Source organism: Nonomuraea aridisoli (assembly GCF_003236395.1).
GTDB classification, from domain to species: domain Bacteria; phylum Actinomycetota; class Actinomycetes; order Streptosporangiales; family Streptosporangiaceae; genus Nonomuraea; species Nonomuraea aridisoli.
In genome coordinates, this window is sequence record NZ_POUD01000047.1 from 1 (window position 1) to 15,674 (window position 15,674).

Annotated in this window: 16 protein-coding genes and 1 tRNA gene; 7 read left to right on the forward strand and 10 right to left on the reverse strand. The window is 69.5% G+C overall.

What is annotated here, in order from left to right; translation table 11 throughout:
* The first annotated feature begins 152 nt into the window (after positions 1-152).
* Positions 153-225: transfer RNA gene (locus C1J01_RS13885), tRNA-Arg, on the forward strand.
* A gap of 116 nt (positions 226-341) precedes the next feature.
* On the opposite strand, the gene C1J01_RS13890 is transcribed toward C1J01_RS13885, so the two are convergent.
* Positions 342-638, reverse strand: coding sequence for a tyrosine-type recombinase/integrase (locus C1J01_RS13890; RefSeq protein ID WP_235854428.1), 297 nt, complete (start codon positions 636-638; stop codon positions 342-344).
* Positions 639-767: 129 nt separating this feature from the next.
* On the reverse strand, positions 768-1,202 hold the full coding sequence (locus C1J01_RS13895; protein ID WP_111179373.1) for an Rrf2 family transcriptional regulator: 435 nt from the start codon (positions 1,200-1,202) through the stop codon (positions 768-770).
* 131 nt (positions 1,203-1,333) lie between these two features.
* Between C1J01_RS13895 and C1J01_RS13900 the strand changes: the two genes are divergently transcribed.
* The gene (locus C1J01_RS13900) at positions 1,334-2,083 is read left to right on the forward strand and encodes an SDR family NAD(P)-dependent oxidoreductase (protein ID WP_111179374.1); all 750 of its coding nucleotides are present in this window, start codon (positions 1,334-1,336) and stop codon (positions 2,081-2,083) included.
* A gap of 227 nt (positions 2,084-2,310) precedes the next feature.
* Complete coding sequence (locus tag C1J01_RS13905) at positions 2,311-2,760, forward strand: dihydrofolate reductase family protein (protein WP_111179375.1); 450 nt, start codon at positions 2,311-2,313, stop codon at positions 2,758-2,760.
* Between the two features lie 190 nt (positions 2,761-2,950).
* Here C1J01_RS13905 and C1J01_RS13910 read toward each other — a convergent pair whose 3' ends face one another.
* Positions 2,951-3,562 carry a TetR/AcrR family transcriptional regulator gene (locus tag C1J01_RS13910; RefSeq protein ID WP_111179376.1) on the reverse strand — a complete coding sequence of 204 codons (612 nt, stop codon included), beginning with the start codon at positions 3,560-3,562 and terminating at the stop codon, positions 2,951-2,953.
* A 128-nt stretch (positions 3,563-3,690) separates the two neighbouring features.
* Here C1J01_RS13910 and C1J01_RS13915 point away from each other — a divergent pair, with 128 nt between their 5' ends.
* Both C1J01_RS13915 and C1J01_RS13920 read left to right on the forward strand, forming a co-directional pair.
* Positions 3,691-4,620: an alpha/beta hydrolase family protein gene (locus tag C1J01_RS13915; RefSeq protein ID WP_111179377.1), complete on the forward strand. Its 930-nt coding sequence runs from the start codon at positions 3,691-3,693 to the stop codon at positions 4,618-4,620.
* Positions 4,621-4,665: 45 nt separating this feature from the next.
* Positions 4,666-5,526, forward strand: a complete 861-nt coding sequence (locus C1J01_RS13920) for an LLM class flavin-dependent oxidoreductase (protein WP_111179378.1) — start codon at positions 4,666-4,668, stop codon at positions 5,524-5,526.
* On the opposite strand, the gene C1J01_RS13925 is transcribed toward C1J01_RS13920, so the two are convergent.
* Complete coding sequence (locus C1J01_RS13925; RefSeq protein WP_235854429.1) at positions 5,510-6,829, reverse strand: benzoate/H(+) symporter BenE family transporter; 1,320 nt, start codon at positions 6,827-6,829, stop codon at positions 5,510-5,512. The genes C1J01_RS13920 and C1J01_RS13925 overlap by 17 nt on opposite strands.
* A 64-nt stretch (positions 6,830-6,893) precedes the next feature.
* Here C1J01_RS13925 and C1J01_RS13930 point away from each other — a divergent pair, with 64 nt between their 5' ends.
* Entirely contained in the window at positions 6,894-7,436 is a 543-nt protein-coding gene (locus C1J01_RS13930) for a helix-turn-helix domain-containing protein (RefSeq protein WP_220039904.1), read from the forward strand.
* A 50-nt stretch (positions 7,437-7,486) separates the two neighbouring features.
* Here the strand turns inward: C1J01_RS13930 and C1J01_RS13935 are convergent, their stop codons facing one another.
* The 3 genes from C1J01_RS13935 to C1J01_RS13945 all read right to left on the reverse strand — a co-directional run bounded on the left by C1J01_RS13935 (position 7,487) and on the right by C1J01_RS13945 (position 11,542).
* Positions 7,487-9,352, reverse strand: coding sequence for a M14 family metallopeptidase (locus C1J01_RS13935; protein ID WP_220039905.1), 1,866 nt, complete (start codon positions 9,350-9,352; stop codon positions 7,487-7,489).
* A 483-nt stretch (positions 9,353-9,835) separates the two neighbouring features.
* The gene (locus C1J01_RS13940; protein WP_111179379.1) at positions 9,836-10,243 is read right to left on the reverse strand and encodes a hypothetical protein; all 408 of its coding nucleotides are present in this window, start codon (positions 10,241-10,243) and stop codon (positions 9,836-9,838) included.
* Positions 10,244-10,309: 66 nt separating this feature from the next.
* The gene (locus C1J01_RS13945) at positions 10,310-11,542 is read right to left on the reverse strand and encodes a serine hydrolase domain-containing protein (RefSeq protein WP_220039906.1); all 1,233 of its coding nucleotides are present in this window, start codon (positions 11,540-11,542) and stop codon (positions 10,310-10,312) included.
* 327 nt (positions 11,543-11,869) lie between these two features.
* On the opposite strand from C1J01_RS13945, the gene C1J01_RS13950 reads away from it, so the two are divergent.
* Positions 11,870-12,241 (forward strand): PH domain-containing protein, encoded by a 372-nt coding sequence (locus C1J01_RS13950; protein ID WP_111179380.1) that lies wholly within the window; start codon positions 11,870-11,872, stop codon positions 12,239-12,241.
* A gap of 251 nt (positions 12,242-12,492) precedes the next feature.
* Here the strand turns inward: C1J01_RS13950 and C1J01_RS13955 are convergent, their stop codons facing one another.
* The 3 genes from C1J01_RS13955 to C1J01_RS13965 form a co-directional block, all read right to left on the reverse strand.
* The gene (locus tag C1J01_RS13955) at positions 12,493-13,416 is read right to left on the reverse strand and encodes an NADP-dependent oxidoreductase (RefSeq protein ID WP_111179381.1); all 924 of its coding nucleotides are present in this window, start codon (positions 13,414-13,416) and stop codon (positions 12,493-12,495) included.
* A gap of 90 nt (positions 13,417-13,506) precedes the next feature.
* Positions 13,507-14,415, reverse strand: coding sequence for an SDR family oxidoreductase (locus C1J01_RS13960; RefSeq protein WP_111179382.1), 909 nt, complete (start codon positions 14,413-14,415; stop codon positions 13,507-13,509).
* A 57-nt stretch (positions 14,416-14,472) separates the two neighbouring features.
* Positions 14,473-15,498, reverse strand: a complete 1,026-nt coding sequence (locus C1J01_RS13965; protein ID WP_111179383.1) for an alcohol dehydrogenase catalytic domain-containing protein — start codon at positions 15,496-15,498, stop codon at positions 14,473-14,475.
* Positions 15,499-15,674: the final 176 nt, after the last annotated feature.

Sequence of the window (15,674 nt, forward strand, 5' to 3'; positions counted from 1 at the left end):
GGAGCGCTAGTCTCGTGGGCTCGGAGAGGTGTATAAGAGACAGCCCCTCAACCGCCCGCCATCACCCAGCCAAGATCGCCCCCACGACAACCCGATCGCCGTTTCTGGTTCGAGGCACTCACAGAAACCCGCTATGCTTGCTTACGCAGCGAGCGGCCGTAGCTCAATGGATAGAGCATCTGACTACGGATCAGAAGGTTAGGGGTTCGAGTCCTCTCGGCCGCGCACAGCAGCAAGGCCCGCCACCAGGGGAAACCTGAGGCGGGCCTTCGTGTTTGCCAGGACAAAGTCGAGATCTTGCTAACACCTTTGCTAACACGGTGGCTCCCGGGTGGCTCCCGCTACTCACCGATCGCCTGGGCGAAGACGTCCGCCGCCGACGCCTCCGCTGCACGGATCACGTGAGCGTAGACCCTCAGAGCGATCGAGGGGTCGGCGTGGCCGAGGTGGGCCGCGACGACATGGACGGGCACGCCGGCCAGGAGGAGCGTGGTTGCGTGGATATGGCGGAGGTCGTGGAGCCGGGCGTGCGGCAGTCGGGCGTTCGGGTGGACCTCGTTGTAGCGCTTGATCACGATGGGGAAGAGTGAGCTGACGGTGTCCGGGTGCACTGGCTCGCCCCAGCCGGTGGTGAACACGTAATCACCTCCCCCTCGCCATTCGGGGCCGACTGACGCATCGCATGAGCATGCGCGAGGGGGAGGCTCTGTGGCATGACCTTGCTCCAAGGCCGAGCACGATAGCTGCACGAGCTACCCATACGGAGCTTAGCGAGGTGCCGCAAGAACGTCCCGGAGTACATCCTCCAGCGTGACGTGGGCCAGCTCGCGCCGGAGGGTCTCCTCGATGCCGTCGTAGATGCGCTGCATCGCCGGCTGGATGCCGTAACCCACCACGCATTCCGGATCCGGGGCGGCGCGGTGCATTGCGAACAGCGGACCGGGTTCCACCGCCTCGTACACGTCGAGCAGCGTGATCGACTCCAGGTCGCGCGTCACCGACCAGCCCGCACCCACCCCGCGCCGGGACTCCACGAGTCCCGCCCTGCGCAGGTCGCCGAGCAGCCGTCTGATCACCACGGGATTGGTGCTCGCGCTGGTCGCGATCTGCTCGGAGGTGGCGACCTCATGGCCCTGGCGCTGGTAGAGGCCGATCCAGGCCAGCGCGTGGGCGGCGATGGTCAACCTGCTGTTGGCGCTCATGAACTCGTTCCTCTCGATCGCAACTCCCGATGTTACGACAACCACAGTCGTAACAGCTAATGTTGCGACAAGCTGTCGTAACCATTACTGTTTCAACTATCGGAAGATGGTCAACCAGTGAGGTGAGAAGAATGAACAAGCCGCTGACGGGCAAGGTCGCCTTGGTCACCGGAGGGTCCCGTGGGCTGGGAGCCGCGACCGTACGATTGCTCGCCGAGCAGGGTGCCGACGTCGGGTTCACCTACGTCAGCTCCGAGAAGCAGGCGCAGGCCGTCGTCGACGAGGCGCGCAACAGGGGAGCGAAGGTCACCGCGTTCAAGTCCGACCAGGCGGACGTGAGCCAGGCGCCGGCGCTGATCGACGACGTGGTCGCGCACTTCGGTGGCCTGGACATCCTCGTCAACAACGCGGCGATCTCGGTGGTCGGTACGGTGGGCGACCCGGATGCCGACACCGCCGCGCTGGATCGGATGCACGCCACCAACTACCTCGGGGTGATCGCCGTCATCCGCGCCGCCTCCCGAGTGCTGCGCGAGGGCGGCCGCGTCATCACGGTGAGTTCCGGGTTCGGCACTCGAGTCGGTGTCCCGGGCGTGGCCGACTACTCGGCGACCAAGGCGGGGGTCGAGCGGTACACCATGGGCGTCGCCCGCGACCTCGGTTCCCGGGCCATTACCGCCAACGTCGTGGAAGCCGGGCTGATGGAGGGCGGCATGGAGCCGCCGGACCCCGAGACCCTCAAGGCCCTGCTCAGCTCACTGTCCCTCCAGCGCATGGGACACCCCGACGAGATCGCTGCGGCGATCGCCTTCCTGGCGAGCCCCGCTGCGTCGTACGTCACGGGCGCCGTGCTGGACGCCCACGGCGGCTACAACGCCTGAGCCTGGATCCACGACTTGATCCTTCGTGAGCATTTCTCGGTCCAATTCCTCGATAGCGGCCGCTCGCGCAGGTGGAGGCCCTGTTTCAGAGCGTGAGGGACCTGCCGTGCTCAGGTCGCGGCTTGTCCGTGGGTGCGGGTCGGGGACGGGGGGTGGGCGCTGGAGCGGCGCGGGTGACCATGGTTCGTTCCTCACCCTGGCTCACCGGTAACGTGGCTGATCGCTGTATGGAGAAGGCCGAACCGTGGGTCGGCCGGGTCCTCGCCGAAGGGTTCATGGCGTTCTGGCCGTCGGTCGCCACGGACGACAACGCCGATCCGCGCGACCGCGACTATGCCCAGTGGCTGGTCGACACCGAGAAGGTGGTCCTGTCGACCACCCTGACCGAGGCGCCGTGGGAACGGACCCGCGTGGTGAACGGCCCCGTCGCCGATGTCGTCGCCGAGCTCAAGGCCGACGGCGAGGGCGACATCCTCGTCAACACCAGCCCCAGCGTCACCAAGGCGCTGCTTTCGGCCGACCTGCTCGACTGGATGTACCTCATCGTCATCCCGGAGATCGCCGGAGGCGGGCTGCGGCTGTTCGACGACGGCCTCCCGCCGTCGAAGTGGAAGCTCACCCACCAGGAGACCGGCGAACTCGGCGCGATGGCCCTGGTCTACGACCGAGCCCGCTGAACCCGCACGGTTTCTTCGTCGTCCGGGTCGAAGTCACGCCCGGCATTGCGAGCGACCGAAGCTGATCCGGTCACGTTGCGCAACCTCGACCAGCCGCTACTCGTCGAGAACACCAAGCTGATCGACGGTCACGACCGTTGATTGCGGCGCTGTCTGCGATTACGGCTGTCGGCCTCTTGGATGAGGTCGATCAGGGGAGGCGTAGGCCGGCGAGGAGGAGTTCGACCATGCGGCGGGCGTCGTATCGGGGGTCCTTGTTCGCGCCGATGCACAGGTTGCCGACGCCGCGCATCAGTTCGAGGGCCTGGATGTCCGGGCGGATCTGGCCTGCCTTGCTGGCGGCGTGCAGCAGTTCGGCGCACACGGGCACGAGGCGGTCGATGAAATAGGCGTGCAGAGTCGCGAAGGTGGCGTCGTCGGATTGCAGCGCCTCGGCGAGGCCGTGCTTGGTGACCAGGAAATCGACGAAGAGATCGATCCACCGCACCAGGGCGGTGTGCGGTGAGTCGCTGTTCGCCAGCAGGGCCGGGCCCGCCTCGGCGCATGCCTCGACCTGGTGCCGGTAGACGGCGACGATGAGGTCGGCCCGTGTCGGGAAGTGGCGGTAGATCGTGCCGACCCCGACGCCGGCCTTGGCCGCGATGTCGCGCACGGGCGCGTCGACGCCGGAGGCGATGAAAGCCGCAGCGGCCGCCTCCAGGAGGGTCTCCTCGTTGCGACGGGCGTCGGCCCGCTTCCGGGGGGCTGACGATTCTGATCCGCTGCCGATGTCAGCCACTGCGCTGTTGCCTCCGTCACTCATCTTGCCAAAACGGAACACGGATCCGTATTGTTCCGGAACGCGGATCCGTTTGTCCATGATGCCCGGACAGGCGGTCCGTGACCATGCCGTGCCTCACGGCCCACGATATTTCTCAAGGAGAAACGCCCATGCGCCGCCCCGACGAAGTCGTCAGCACGCCCGTTCCCGTCATCTCGGTACGCCCGGTGGTGCTGCCGGCTCCGGGCCGCGGCGAGGACCTGCGGGTACGGGTGTCGGCCCCGGCGACCGGCGACGAACTGCCCGTCATCGTCTTCTCGCACGGCTTCGGCGGGTCCTTGGACGGCTACGCCCCGCTGGTCGACTTCTGGGCCGCCCGCGGTTTCGTGGTCGTTCAGCCCACCCACCTCGACTCGCGGACGCTGAACGTCACGCCCGATGATCCCCGTTACCCGGAGATCTGGCGCATCCGGGTCGAGGACCTGACGCGCATCGTCGATCGGCTGGACCTCGTCGAAGCCTCCCTCCCCGGCCTCGCTGGGCGTCTCGACCGGAGCCGCGTCGCCGTCGCCGGGCACTCGTGGGGCGCCCAGACGGCGAGCATGCTGCTGGGCGCGCGGGTCCTCGACGCCGAGGGCGTCCCGGGTGAGGACATGTCCGACCCGCGGATCAGGGCCGGTGTGCTGCTCGCCGTGCCGGGCACGGGCGGCGCCGACCTGACGCCGTTCGCCGCCGAGCACTTCCCCTTCATGAGCCCTGGCTTCGCGGGAATGACCACGTCGGCCCTGATCGTCGCGGGCGACAAGGACCAGTCCGCCCTGAGCGTCCGGGGACCGGAGTGGTTCACGGACGCGTACCTCCTGAGTTCCGGGACGAAGAGCCTGCTCACCCTGTTCGGGGCGGAGCACTCGCTGGGCGGGATCTCGGGATACGCCTCCACGGAGACGACGGACGAGAGCCCCGAACGGGTCGCCCTGATCCAGCGGCTCACGTGGGCCTACCTCCGCAGTGCGCTCCACCCCGCGGACCCGAGTTGGTCCGCGGCGAGCGCCGAACTGGCGGAGAGCGCCGATCCGCTGGGCCGTATCGACTCCAAGTGACGCACCCAGGCAGCCGACCCCCGATCACCAGAAAGGACCCACCGCATGCCGAGCTTCGGGATCATGACCGCCCCCATGCAGGTCGACTACCGCGACATCCTGCGGGTCTGGCAGGAAGCGGACGCCATTCCCGAGATCGAGCACGCGTGGCTGTTCGACCACCTCATGCCGATCGGCGGCAGGCCGGACGGACCGGCCCACGAAGGCTGGACGCTGCTCTCGGCCCTCGCCGCCAAGACCCGGCGGCTGCGTCTCGGCCTGCTCGTGACCAGCAACCGCTTCCGCCCGCCCGCGATGCTGGCCAAGATCGCCGCGACCGTCGACGTCGTCTCCGGCGGGCGGCTCGACTTCGGTATCGGCGCGGGCTCACGTCCCGATCATCCGCTGGCCCGGCGCGAGTACGACGCACACGGCCTGCCCTTCCACGACTTCGCCCACTCGGTGGGGAGCCTCGCCGAGGCGTGCACCGTCATCCGGCGGTTGTGGACCGAGACCGAGCCGTTCGACTTCGACGGCACCTACGTCCAGCTCACCGGCGCGTTCTGCAACCCCAAGCCGGCTCAACGCCCCTACCCGCCGGTGCTGATCGGCGGACGCTCGTCGGCGACGCTGCGCGTGGTCGCCGAGCACGCCGACCTGTGGAACATCCCCGGCGGCGACATCGACGACGTCGTCCGCCGTAGCGCACTGCTGGACCGTTACTGCGCCGAGATCGGTCGCGACCCCGCCTCGATCACCCGCTCGATCCACCTGCCGGTCTCCTACGATCAGCCCCGGGTGACCCGGGAGGCGATCACCGAGGCGGTCACCGCCGGATTCCAGCACATCGTCCTCGGGCTGCCGGCGCCTTACCCCAGCGACGTCGCACGGTGGGTCGCCGACGAGCTCGTCACCGCGTCGGTCTAGGGCTGCTGTCCGGCCGATCGTGGCGCTCGGCCGAGGTCGATTCTCGGCGCGAGGGTACGGGTCGACTCGACGGATTTTCACTACGACTGCTGGTCGGCCGGCCTGCGGGATCGGCTTTCGTGGTAGACGACCGCCTGTGCAGCAGGAGTGCGGTCAGGGCGCCGGCGGCCAGGCCCCAGAACGCCGCGCCGATGCCCAGGATGGTCATCCCCGACGCGGTGACCACGAAAGTGACCACCGCGGCCTCCCGTCCCTCCGGCTCGGTCACCGCGCCGGCCAGCGACGAGCCGAGCGCCGACAACAACGCGAGGCCGGCCACCGCGGTGACCAGCACGGGCGGGGACAGCAGCACCAGGGCCATGGCCAGGCCGGCGCCGAGGCCGAGTGCGAGCTGCCCGGTGCCGAGGGCCACCGTCGCGATCCACCGGCGGCCGGGGTCGGGGTGGGTGTCCGGGCCGGCGGTCAGGGCTGCGGTGATCGCGGCCAGGTTGACGGCGTGACCGCCGAACGGCGCCGCCGCCGCGCTCGCCAGGCCGGTCGCGACGAGGACCGGGCGCAGGGGCGGCAGGTACCCGTACGTCGCCATGACCGTCATGCCGGGGACGTTCTGCGCGGCCATGGTGACGAGGAACAGGGGGATGGCGATGCTCACCACGACGGACGGGTTCAGCGTCGGAGTGGTCAGCTCGACCGCGGGCCGCAGCGCCGCGCCGGACAGGCCGTCGCCGGGCCCGTGCACCGCGATGGCGATGACCGCCGCGACGAGCGCGCCGGGAACGGCCCACTGCCGCAGGTACCGCTGCAACACCGCCCAGGTCAGGACGACGGGCACGGCCAGCAGCGGGATGTCCACGACGGCGCGGACCGGTGCGGTGCACAGGCTGAGGATGACGCCCGCCAGCATGGCGCCGGCGATCGGACGCGGGATGGCGGCGATCGCCCGGGCGGGCCAGGGCGACAGGCCGGCGAGCACGATGAGCACGGCGCAGACGATGAACGCGCCGACCGCGGCCGGGAAGCCGCCGGGCACGGGACCGGTCGCCACCAGCAGCGCCGCGCCGGGGGTGGACCAGGCGATGCTGATCGGCATGCGGTACCGCAGCCCGAGGAAGACCGCCACCACCCCGATGCCCAAGCAGAGGGCGAGCAGCCCGGACGCGGCCTGCCCCGGCGTCGCCCCGACGGCACGCAGCCCGGCGAGCACGACGGTGAACGAACTGGCGTAGCCGACCACCGCGCTGACCAGCCCAGCCATGACGGCCTGCACCCGCACCTCCCAAACCGTTCCGTTTACGGAACGCACGGGACGACCATAGCCAGCTGGCCACCGCGGGACAAGTCCGGCGGGGGAATGCAAGGATTGCCGGGTGGACGGCCGTAACACGGATATCGGGAGCCGGCTGCGGCGATTGCGGGAGGCCCGCGGCATCTCCCTGTCGGCGCTGGCCCGCAGCGCCGGCATCGGCAAGGCCACCCTGTCCGGCCTGGAGCTGGGCACCCGCAACCCGACGCTGGAGACGCTCTACGCGGTGGCGGGAGCCTTGGGCGTGCCGTTGACGGCGCTGGTTCTGGAGCCCGGCTCACCGCCCGCGGAGGCCGTCCGCGTGCCGGGCGCCGCCGTGACCGCCACCCTGCTGGAGGTCTTCGAGGAGCCGAGCGCGACGTTCGAGTTGTTGCGCATGCGCGTCCGTCCCGGCGTCGTGCAACACTCGCCACCCCACGCCCCCGGCGTGACCGAGCACGTCACGGTCTACGCGGGCGTGCTGCGCGCCGGCCCGGCCGACGCCCCCCTGCTGGCCGGGCCGGGCGAGCACATCTCCTGGCGGGCCGACGTCCCACACGTCTACAGCACGGTCGGCCAGGACGAGGCACTGGCCATCCTGCTGATCCGCTCCCCCCGACGGACCTGACCACCGGGTCCCCGCCCCACGCGGGCGTGAGACGGGGACGATTCAGCGGATCAGCCCAGACGTGCCGTCGCGGAGGACAGGCCGCCGCGAACGCTGACGGCGGTCACCTTGACCGTGTCGGCGTCGCCCTTGGTCACGCGGAGCGTCACCTTCTGCGCCTTCCCACCGTCCAGGTAGAACTCGGGAGCTTCGCCGACGACCCGCGCACCGTCGACCTCGACGGTGTCAGGGGCGACGATCTTGATCTCCTTCGCCTGCTCCAGCGCGGTGGGGATGCGGCCGGTGTTCGTGACGGTCGCCGTGATCTCGTGGGTCGCGCCGTCGCTCTGGCCGCCCCTGAGCGGCTTCACCCTCACCTGCGAGAGGCTCACCTGCGGAAGCGACTCGGACAGGTAGAGGTTGAAGCGCGCCTGGTTCGCGGCCCACTCACCGACCAGATCGGCGGACGGGTTCTGTGACCAGAACTTGGGGTTGATCCCGCCGACCTCGACCTCGCCCAGCGTGGGGTGCTGGGCCGTGGTCCACGGCAGGAAGCAGTCGGTACGGCCGTTCTCGGCGCACCACCGCGACCGCTCCCAGTCGGAGAACCTGTCGTCGCCGTCGTAGTCCTTGAAGTCGCCGCCGTTCCACAGCTCGTCGCCGTACCAGATGGCGCCGTACTGGAAGTAGCCGAAGTCGGGCCCGTGACCGAACAGCGGCGCGGGGTCACCGCCGTTGCGGGTGGCGTAGTCGATGTAGACGCTGCCGGTGTAGCGGTAGCCGGTGAACCCGGCGCCCGCCTTGTCGAAGTGCTCGTACAGTCTGCGGTCGCTCGTGTACATGCACTCCTTCGGGTCACAGGTCGAGGGCCCCCGGAGGTGCATGGGCACCCGCGTGTCCATGCTGTTCACCACGCCGATGTTCGTGTGGGACATCAGCCAGGTGTAGACGTGGCGGGTCTCCGGCTCCGACAACGGGTACGCGCCGGCGCCGCCCTGGGTCAGGTTCCGGCCTGTCGCGTCGTTCTCCGGCATCACGTGCCAGTTGTAGGGGTAGTTGCGGTGCAGGTCGAGGCCGCCGACACCGTCCTCGTTGACGTCACCGTCACCGTCGTTGTCGACTCCCTCGGAGAACATGAGGTAGTCGCCGTTGCCGGCGCCGACGTTGCGCATGACGTTCTTGGCGGGGTCGCGTTCGTCGACCACGTGCGTTCCCTTGCCCGCGCCGACGTACTGGCGCATCTGGCTCAGGTATCCGTCTTTGTTGAGGTCGTCGCCGGAGTCCTCGTCGAGCTTGCCGTCGCCGTCGTTGTCCTGGGGCCGTACCGACGACCGGTTCGTCTGGGCGGTGTAGAGGTACAGGTCGTGCCCGTCCGGGTTGTTCACCGGCCGGATGTAGAAGGCCTTCTCGGCGAGCAGTTCGTCGACCTTGTCGTCCTTGCCGGCCTGCGTGATCAGATGGTGCGCGAGCCACAGCGCGCTCTCGGCCGAGGACGTCTCGCCGGAGTGCCGGTTGCCCTCGAAGAAGGCGGCCGGCTTGTCGGTGTCGGCGCCGGTGGACTTGTTCGTGATGGTCAGCTGGTAGATCGGCTGACCGCTGAAGCTCTCGCCGACGACGTACAGGTCGACCAGGTCAGGGTGGTCGTGGGCCCACTTCTTCAGCCACCACTGGATCTCTATCCCGGTGTGGAAGTGGTCGAAGTCCATCTGCCCGGGCTGCTTCGGCTGCACTTGGGGGTACTCGACGACGTCGAAGGTGCTTTCGCCGTCACGCGCGCCGGCGATCGTGATGGTGGGAGTCGTCGGGGTGACGCTCTCCGGGAAGGGGCCCGGGTCCGTGGCCGGCTGCAGGCCGACGGTGTACTTCGTGGCCGAGGACAGCCGCGTGCCGCCCAATGCGACGGTGCCGTCCGTTCCCCACACGGGCGCGTTGGTCATGACGACGGCGGTGCCCACCAGCAGGGCGGCCAGCGCCGCGAGGGGGCGCTTTACGGGCCGCCGTGGGCGGGGTGGATGCGGAATCGCCGGATCGGGAGAGGAGGCGTCTGGTAACGGATGAGAGTTGTCGGAGGAGCCCACGGCAGATCTCCTGTCGTCACCTCGGTGAATGCCTCGCCTGTCGGAGGCATGGCAAACACGTTGTATGTCGGGGGCGCCACCCGCTGGGTAATACCAGTGATCAACGTAAACCACCATTTTCCGCGTGTAAATATCAGAGTCGGGTCAAACTAGTACATCAAGCTCTGTTTCGGACGTTCTGACTGGTGGACGACTCGGAGAGCACGAAGGCCCGCCTCCAGGAGAAACCTGGAGCGGGCCTTTGATTCGCCTGCCGGCGCCTTCGCCGGCGTGCCGATGGTGAGCCGGTGTCACGGGGTCCTGGCAGGGCCCCGTGACCGGCTCTGGCGGGACGACATCGGATCAGGCGGCGTCGAGCGCTTCGGTGATCTTGCGGGCCATGTCCAGCAGGGTAGGGCCGGGCCCGCCCTTCTGGGCCTGGGCGGCCGCCTCGATGGCGATGAGGACGGTGGCGCGGAAGTTGCCGGCCTCGTCCGGTGCCTGCTTCTTCAGCAGGCTCATGGCCTCGGTCAGGGCAGGCAGCACGTGGTCGGCCAGGGCGGCGACGGACTTGCCGTTCAGGTCGATGTCCTTGGTCTTCTCGGCGAGCACGTGCCCGATCAGGCCGGTCGCCGACGCCAGCGCGATGGAGCCGTCGGTGGCGATCTTGTGCGGCGAGCCGGCGGCGCCGGCGGCGGACATCAGCGTGACGGCGCCGTAGGCGGCGGTGCGCAGGGTGCTCTTGTCCTGGTCGGTGAGGGTGACGGACATGGTGATGTGCTCCTTGGAAGTTGGTCGAACGGAGGGATGGTGGGATGCGGCCGGGCCGAGAGGGTCTCAGTCGTCGATGGCCTGGTAGAGCGTGGTCCAGAAGTCGACCATCAGGTGCGCCGGGTTCGGGACGGTGTAGCCGAGCTGGCAGAGCAGGATGCCGGTGAGCTGATTGGACGGGTCGGCGTAGCTGGAGGTGCCGCTGCCGCCGTCCCAGCCGAACTGGCCGATCGGCGCGTAGTCGCCGCGGTAGGTGCGCACCGCCATGCCGTAGCCCCAGCCGCCCTGCTGACCCTGACCGAAGGAGATGTGGACGTTGTTGACGGCCGTGGCGTGGCGGGGGGCCTGCTGCTCGGGGGTGAGCCGGTTGGTGGTCATCAGCTCGACCGCGGGCCGGGACAGGATCCGCTTGCCCTGGTGGATGCCGCCGTTGAGCAGCATCTGGAAGTAGGCGTGGTAGTCGTCGGCGGTGGAGACCAGCCCGCCACCGCCGCCCTGGAACGCCGGAGGCCGGCTCCACCGTCCGCCCTTGGGCTCGTCCCAGGCGAGGAACTCGCCGGTGATCGGGTCGGGCGCGTACAGGGGGGGCAGCCGGTCGATCTTGTCGGCGGGCACGTGGAAGCCGGTGTCCTTCATACCGAGGGGCTCGAAGACGCGCTCGCGCAGGAACTCCTCGAACGACTGGCCGGTGACCCGGGAGACCAGCACCCCGGCCAGGTCGTTGCTGATGTGGTACTGCCAGCGCTCGCCGGGCTGGTACTGCAGCGGGAGCTCGCCCAGGCGGCGCATCCACTCGTCCGGCTCAGGCACCTCCACCGGCAGGTTGGGCGTGAGCCCCTGCTCGAAGACCGCGTTCATGATCGGCGTGCCCAGCGCCGTGAAGTCCATGCCGAGCCCGAACGTGGAGGTCAGCACGTCCCGCACGGTGATCGGCCGGCGGGCCGGCACGGTGTCGTCGAGCGGGGCGTCGGGCCGCGCCAGCACCTGACGGTCGGCCAGTTCCGGCAGCCACGGATCCACCGGGTCGTCCAGGCGCAGCCGGCACTCGTCCAGCAGGACCATCACCGCCGCGATCGACACCGGCTTGGACGTGGAGGCCATCCGGAAGATCGTGTCCCGGCGCATCGGCGCGCCCCCGCCGTGCTCCATCGTGCCGAGCGCCTCGACGTGCGTCTGACCGCCGCGGCTGACCAGGGCGACCAGGCCGGGGATCTTCCCGGACTCGACATGCCGCGCCAGCACGTCGCGCAGTCTGCTCAGGCCCGATGCGGAGAAGCCGCTGCTGTTCGTTCCCATCATGAGTCTCCTTGCGTACAGTCCTCGAAATCCGGCCCGGTGCGGCGCCCGTGGCCTCGGTGAGTTCGTGGTTCTCGTCGAGGTCGCGGCCGCTGAACCGTTCATGGCGTCAACCATCGCCGACCGCTCTGATACGGGGCCGTCGCCGCTCTGACGCCGCGGCTGACACGCGACTGACACCAGCCGCCCCGGCATGACTCCGTGGCGTTGCGCATCGCGGAAATGGCCGCCTCCGGAATCGGCCGCCCAAGATCTACGAACTGCCGTTAAGTCGTAGGATCTGCGTGTATATGGCGTTATCGCCGACCGGACATTCGGTAGGGAGTTTCTGTGAACCAGTCCATCCCGTACGACAAGCAGGAACAACTGCAGCAGATCCAGAGCGGTCTCATGCAGAACGAGCAGATCATCGCCGTCTATGACGCGATCGGTGCGGGAACGGGATTTCTAGGGCTCACCGACCGCCGCGTAATCATCCAGGACAAGTCGTTCATCGGGAAGAAAGTCGCGATCACCAGCATTCCCTACTCGAAGATCACCAGTGTCAGCGTGGTCAGCAACAAGTCCTTCGCCGGGTCCTTCTTCTCGTCAGGTTCGATCGCGATCAACGTAGGCACCCACGTGTACGAGGTCGATTTCCGGGGCGAGCAGAAAAGCCACCACGTCCACAACGTGATCCTGCATTTCATCTCCCAGCGCTGACGCCCAGGGCCGGTGAGGACGAGCGGAAGCCGGGTCGCGGCCATCCCTTTCAGATTCCGGTCGGCGAGCATCCGGAGGATGAAACTCGTACCGCTCCCAAGCCTCACCGGAAAATCGAGGCGCGCTGTGCTCCCTCGCTTCGAACAGGACGCGAACCCGCCGGCCGCTGGGATGCGTGGGGCAACCCCACGCATCCCAGCGGACGCCCGTGGAAGGGCGCTGGTTCGGCCCCCGGAGTCGCGGGGACGGAGTCAGACGGTGAGGACGATCTTGCCGCGGGTGCGGCCGGTGGCGCTCAGGCGCCACGCTTCGGCGGCCTGCTCGAGCGGCAGCGTCTTGTCCACGTGAATCGTCATCTTGCCCGCGTCGACGAGCTCGGCCAGGGTCGCCAGGTCGGCCGCGTCGGGGCGGACCCAGATGACGTGGCCGCCGAGCTCCTGGGCCCGTCCCCCGGCGATGGAGACCACCCGGTCGGCCCGCCCCGCCAGCGCGAACGACGTTTCCACCGCCTCCTCACTGCCGACGAAGTCGAGAGCGGCGTCGACGCCTTCCGGCGCCAGGGCGCGGACCCGGTCGGCCAGGCCCTCGCCGTAGGAGACCGGTTCGGCGCCCAGCGAGCGCAGGAAGTCGTGGTTGCGCTCGCTCGCGGTGCCGATGACGCGGGCCCCGAGCGCCACCGCGATCTGCACGCCGAACGATCCCACCCCGCCGGCCGCCGCGTGGACCAGCACCGTGTCGCCTTCCGTCACCCCGGCGCGTTTGATCGCCTGGTACGCGGTCAGCCCCGCCAGCGGCACCCCCGCCGCCTGCTCCCAGGTCGCGGAGGACGGCTTCTTGGCGAGCATCCGCACGTTCGCCGAGACGAGCTCGGCGTAGGTGCCGTTCTGCGCCCAGTCCTTGCGCGCGTAACCGTAGACCTCGTCGCCGACCGCGAACTCCGGGGAGTCGAGCCCGACGCGTTCGACGACGCCGGCCACGTCCCAGCCGGGGATCAGGGGGAAACCGGTCTCCATGATCGGATCGAGGTACCCGGCGGCGAGCTTCCAGTCCACGGGATTCACGCCCGCGGCCTTGACCCGGATCAACACCTCACCGGGCGCCACCTTGGGCTCGGGAAGGTCGACGACCCGAAGATCGTCCGCCGAGCCGAACTTCTCCAGAACGACCGCTTTCATATCGATGAACTCCGCTCCGCTGTCACTTCCGGCCCCGTCGTCCGACGTGACCGGATATCGCCAGGCCAGCGTATGCGCCGGCCCGGCGGATCACGCGGCAGGGCGGGGCGGGGCGGCGCCCGGGAACAACTCGCCGAAGCCCATCCGGTCGAGGAACTTCTCCTGCGCCTCGAGCAGGGCGTCGGTGAGCTCCTCGACGCCGGCGTCGGTGAAGTCGACCACGCTGCGGAACGGCCGGGTGCCGGGAGGCAGGGCGAGGATGCGGGTGATCTCCTCGGCGACGGCGACCGGGTCGGCGTCGGCTCCCCGGAACAGGGTCTCGGTGGCCGCTTCGTTCCTGGCGACCATGTCCCCGAGAACGGCGTCGTAGTCCCGCGCCACCGGGATGTCGCCGGCGTGGTCGGCGTTCGGGAAGTGCGAGGTGCCCTTGGTGAACGGGCCCGGCATCACGATGGTCGTCTCGATGCCGAACCGGCCGACCTCGTACGCGGTGACCTGCGCCAGGATGTCGAAGGCCGCCTTCGAGGCCACGTACGGGCCGAGGAACGCCGGCACCACGACGGAGGAGGTGCTGCCGACGTACAGCAGCGTCCCGGAGCGGCGGGCCCGCAGGTGCGGCAGCACCGCGCGGTTGACCCGCTGCGCGCCGATGACGTTCACGTCGAACAGGCTCGTGACGTTCTCGGCGGTGAACGCCTCCACGTAACCGACGAACAGGTGGCCGGCGTTGTGGACGACGGTGTCGAGCCGCCCGGTGGCCTCGACGACGGTCGTGACGGCGGCGTCGACGGAGGCCTGGTCGCGGACGTCGAGCTCGACGATCCGCAGGTCGAGCCCGTTATGCCGGGCGAAGTCGAGCAGCTCGCCCGCATGGTCGGCGTTGCGTCCGCCGGGGTCGCGCATGCTCGCGTAGACGGTGTGGCCGGCGCCGGCCAGCGCGCGGGCGGTGAGGTTGCCGATCCCGCTGGAGGCGCCGGTGATGAGTACGACGGAGGACATCTTCTTCTCTCTGGTTCGCGGGCGGGCCGCCGTGGCGAGCGACGGCCCGTCGGATGGTCAGTTGCCCGTGGTCAGCACCATGCGGAAACGGACGTCGCCGCTGGTGGCCCTGGCGAAGGCGGAGCCGGCCTCCTCCAGCGGAGCCTGCTCGGTCCATGCCCGCACCCCGGTCTGGGCGGCGAACCGGAGGGTGTCCTGCGTGTCGATCGAGATGCCCGAGAAGTGGCCGTAGACGCGCTTGCCTCCGTGACCGAGCTGGAAGAGCGACGCCTCGACCTTCTCCATGCTGAGCCCGGCGAGCACGAGCTCGCCGTGCAGCCCCAGCCCGTCGATGGTCGCCGCCGCCGCCGCGGCCGACGACACCGTGGACAGCACGACCTTGGCCCCGCCGAGCGCCTGCAGCTCCTTGGCGACGTCGGCCGTGGTGCTGTCGATGTAGTGGCTCGCACCGAGCTGCCGGGCGAGCTCGGCCTTGTCGCCGCGGGCGATGGCGACCGTACGGAAGCCCATCTTCGCCGCGAACTGCACCCCGAGGTGGCCCAGCCCGCCGAGGCCGAGGATCGCCACGGTGTCCCCAGGACGGGCGGCGCTGCGGCGCAGGGCGTTGAACACGGTCACGCCGGCGCACGCGAGCGGCGCCGCCTCGGCGGCCGTCAGCTCGTCCGGGATCGCCGCGAGGGTCGTCACGGGAACGACGACGGAGTCGGCGTAGCCGCCGGGGTAGCTGACGCTCGGGACCTGCAGTTCCTCGCAGTAGATCCCCTCACCGGTACGGCAGGCGTCACAGTGGCCGCAGCTCCCGCCGTACCAGCCGACGGCCACGCGGTCGCCGACGGACCAGCCGGTCACGCCCGGCCCGACGGCGTCGACGCGCCCGGCGATCTCGTGGCCGAGGACGACGGGGAAGGTCACACCCGGGAAGTGGCCGGCGCCGACCAGCATGTCCGAGTGCGTGCAGACACCGCACGCCTCGACGGTGACGCGGACCTGGTTGACGCCCGGCTCGTGGACAGGCAGCTCGACCAGGGTGAACCCGGCACCGGGCGCGGCGATCTGCATCTGCCGGTTGACAGTGATGGACATGGAACCCCCATGCTGAACGGTGTGTGAGGCCGGGCGGCCGTTGCCCCCGGCGCATTCATCGTCAGCCGCCGCCACGACGGGAACCAGGCTCTGCCAGAACGTGGCTACGGGGCCCTTGCCACACCACCGGCCGCCTTGTCAAGGCCGACGACTGGGCTTGACGAGCCGTGGCTAAC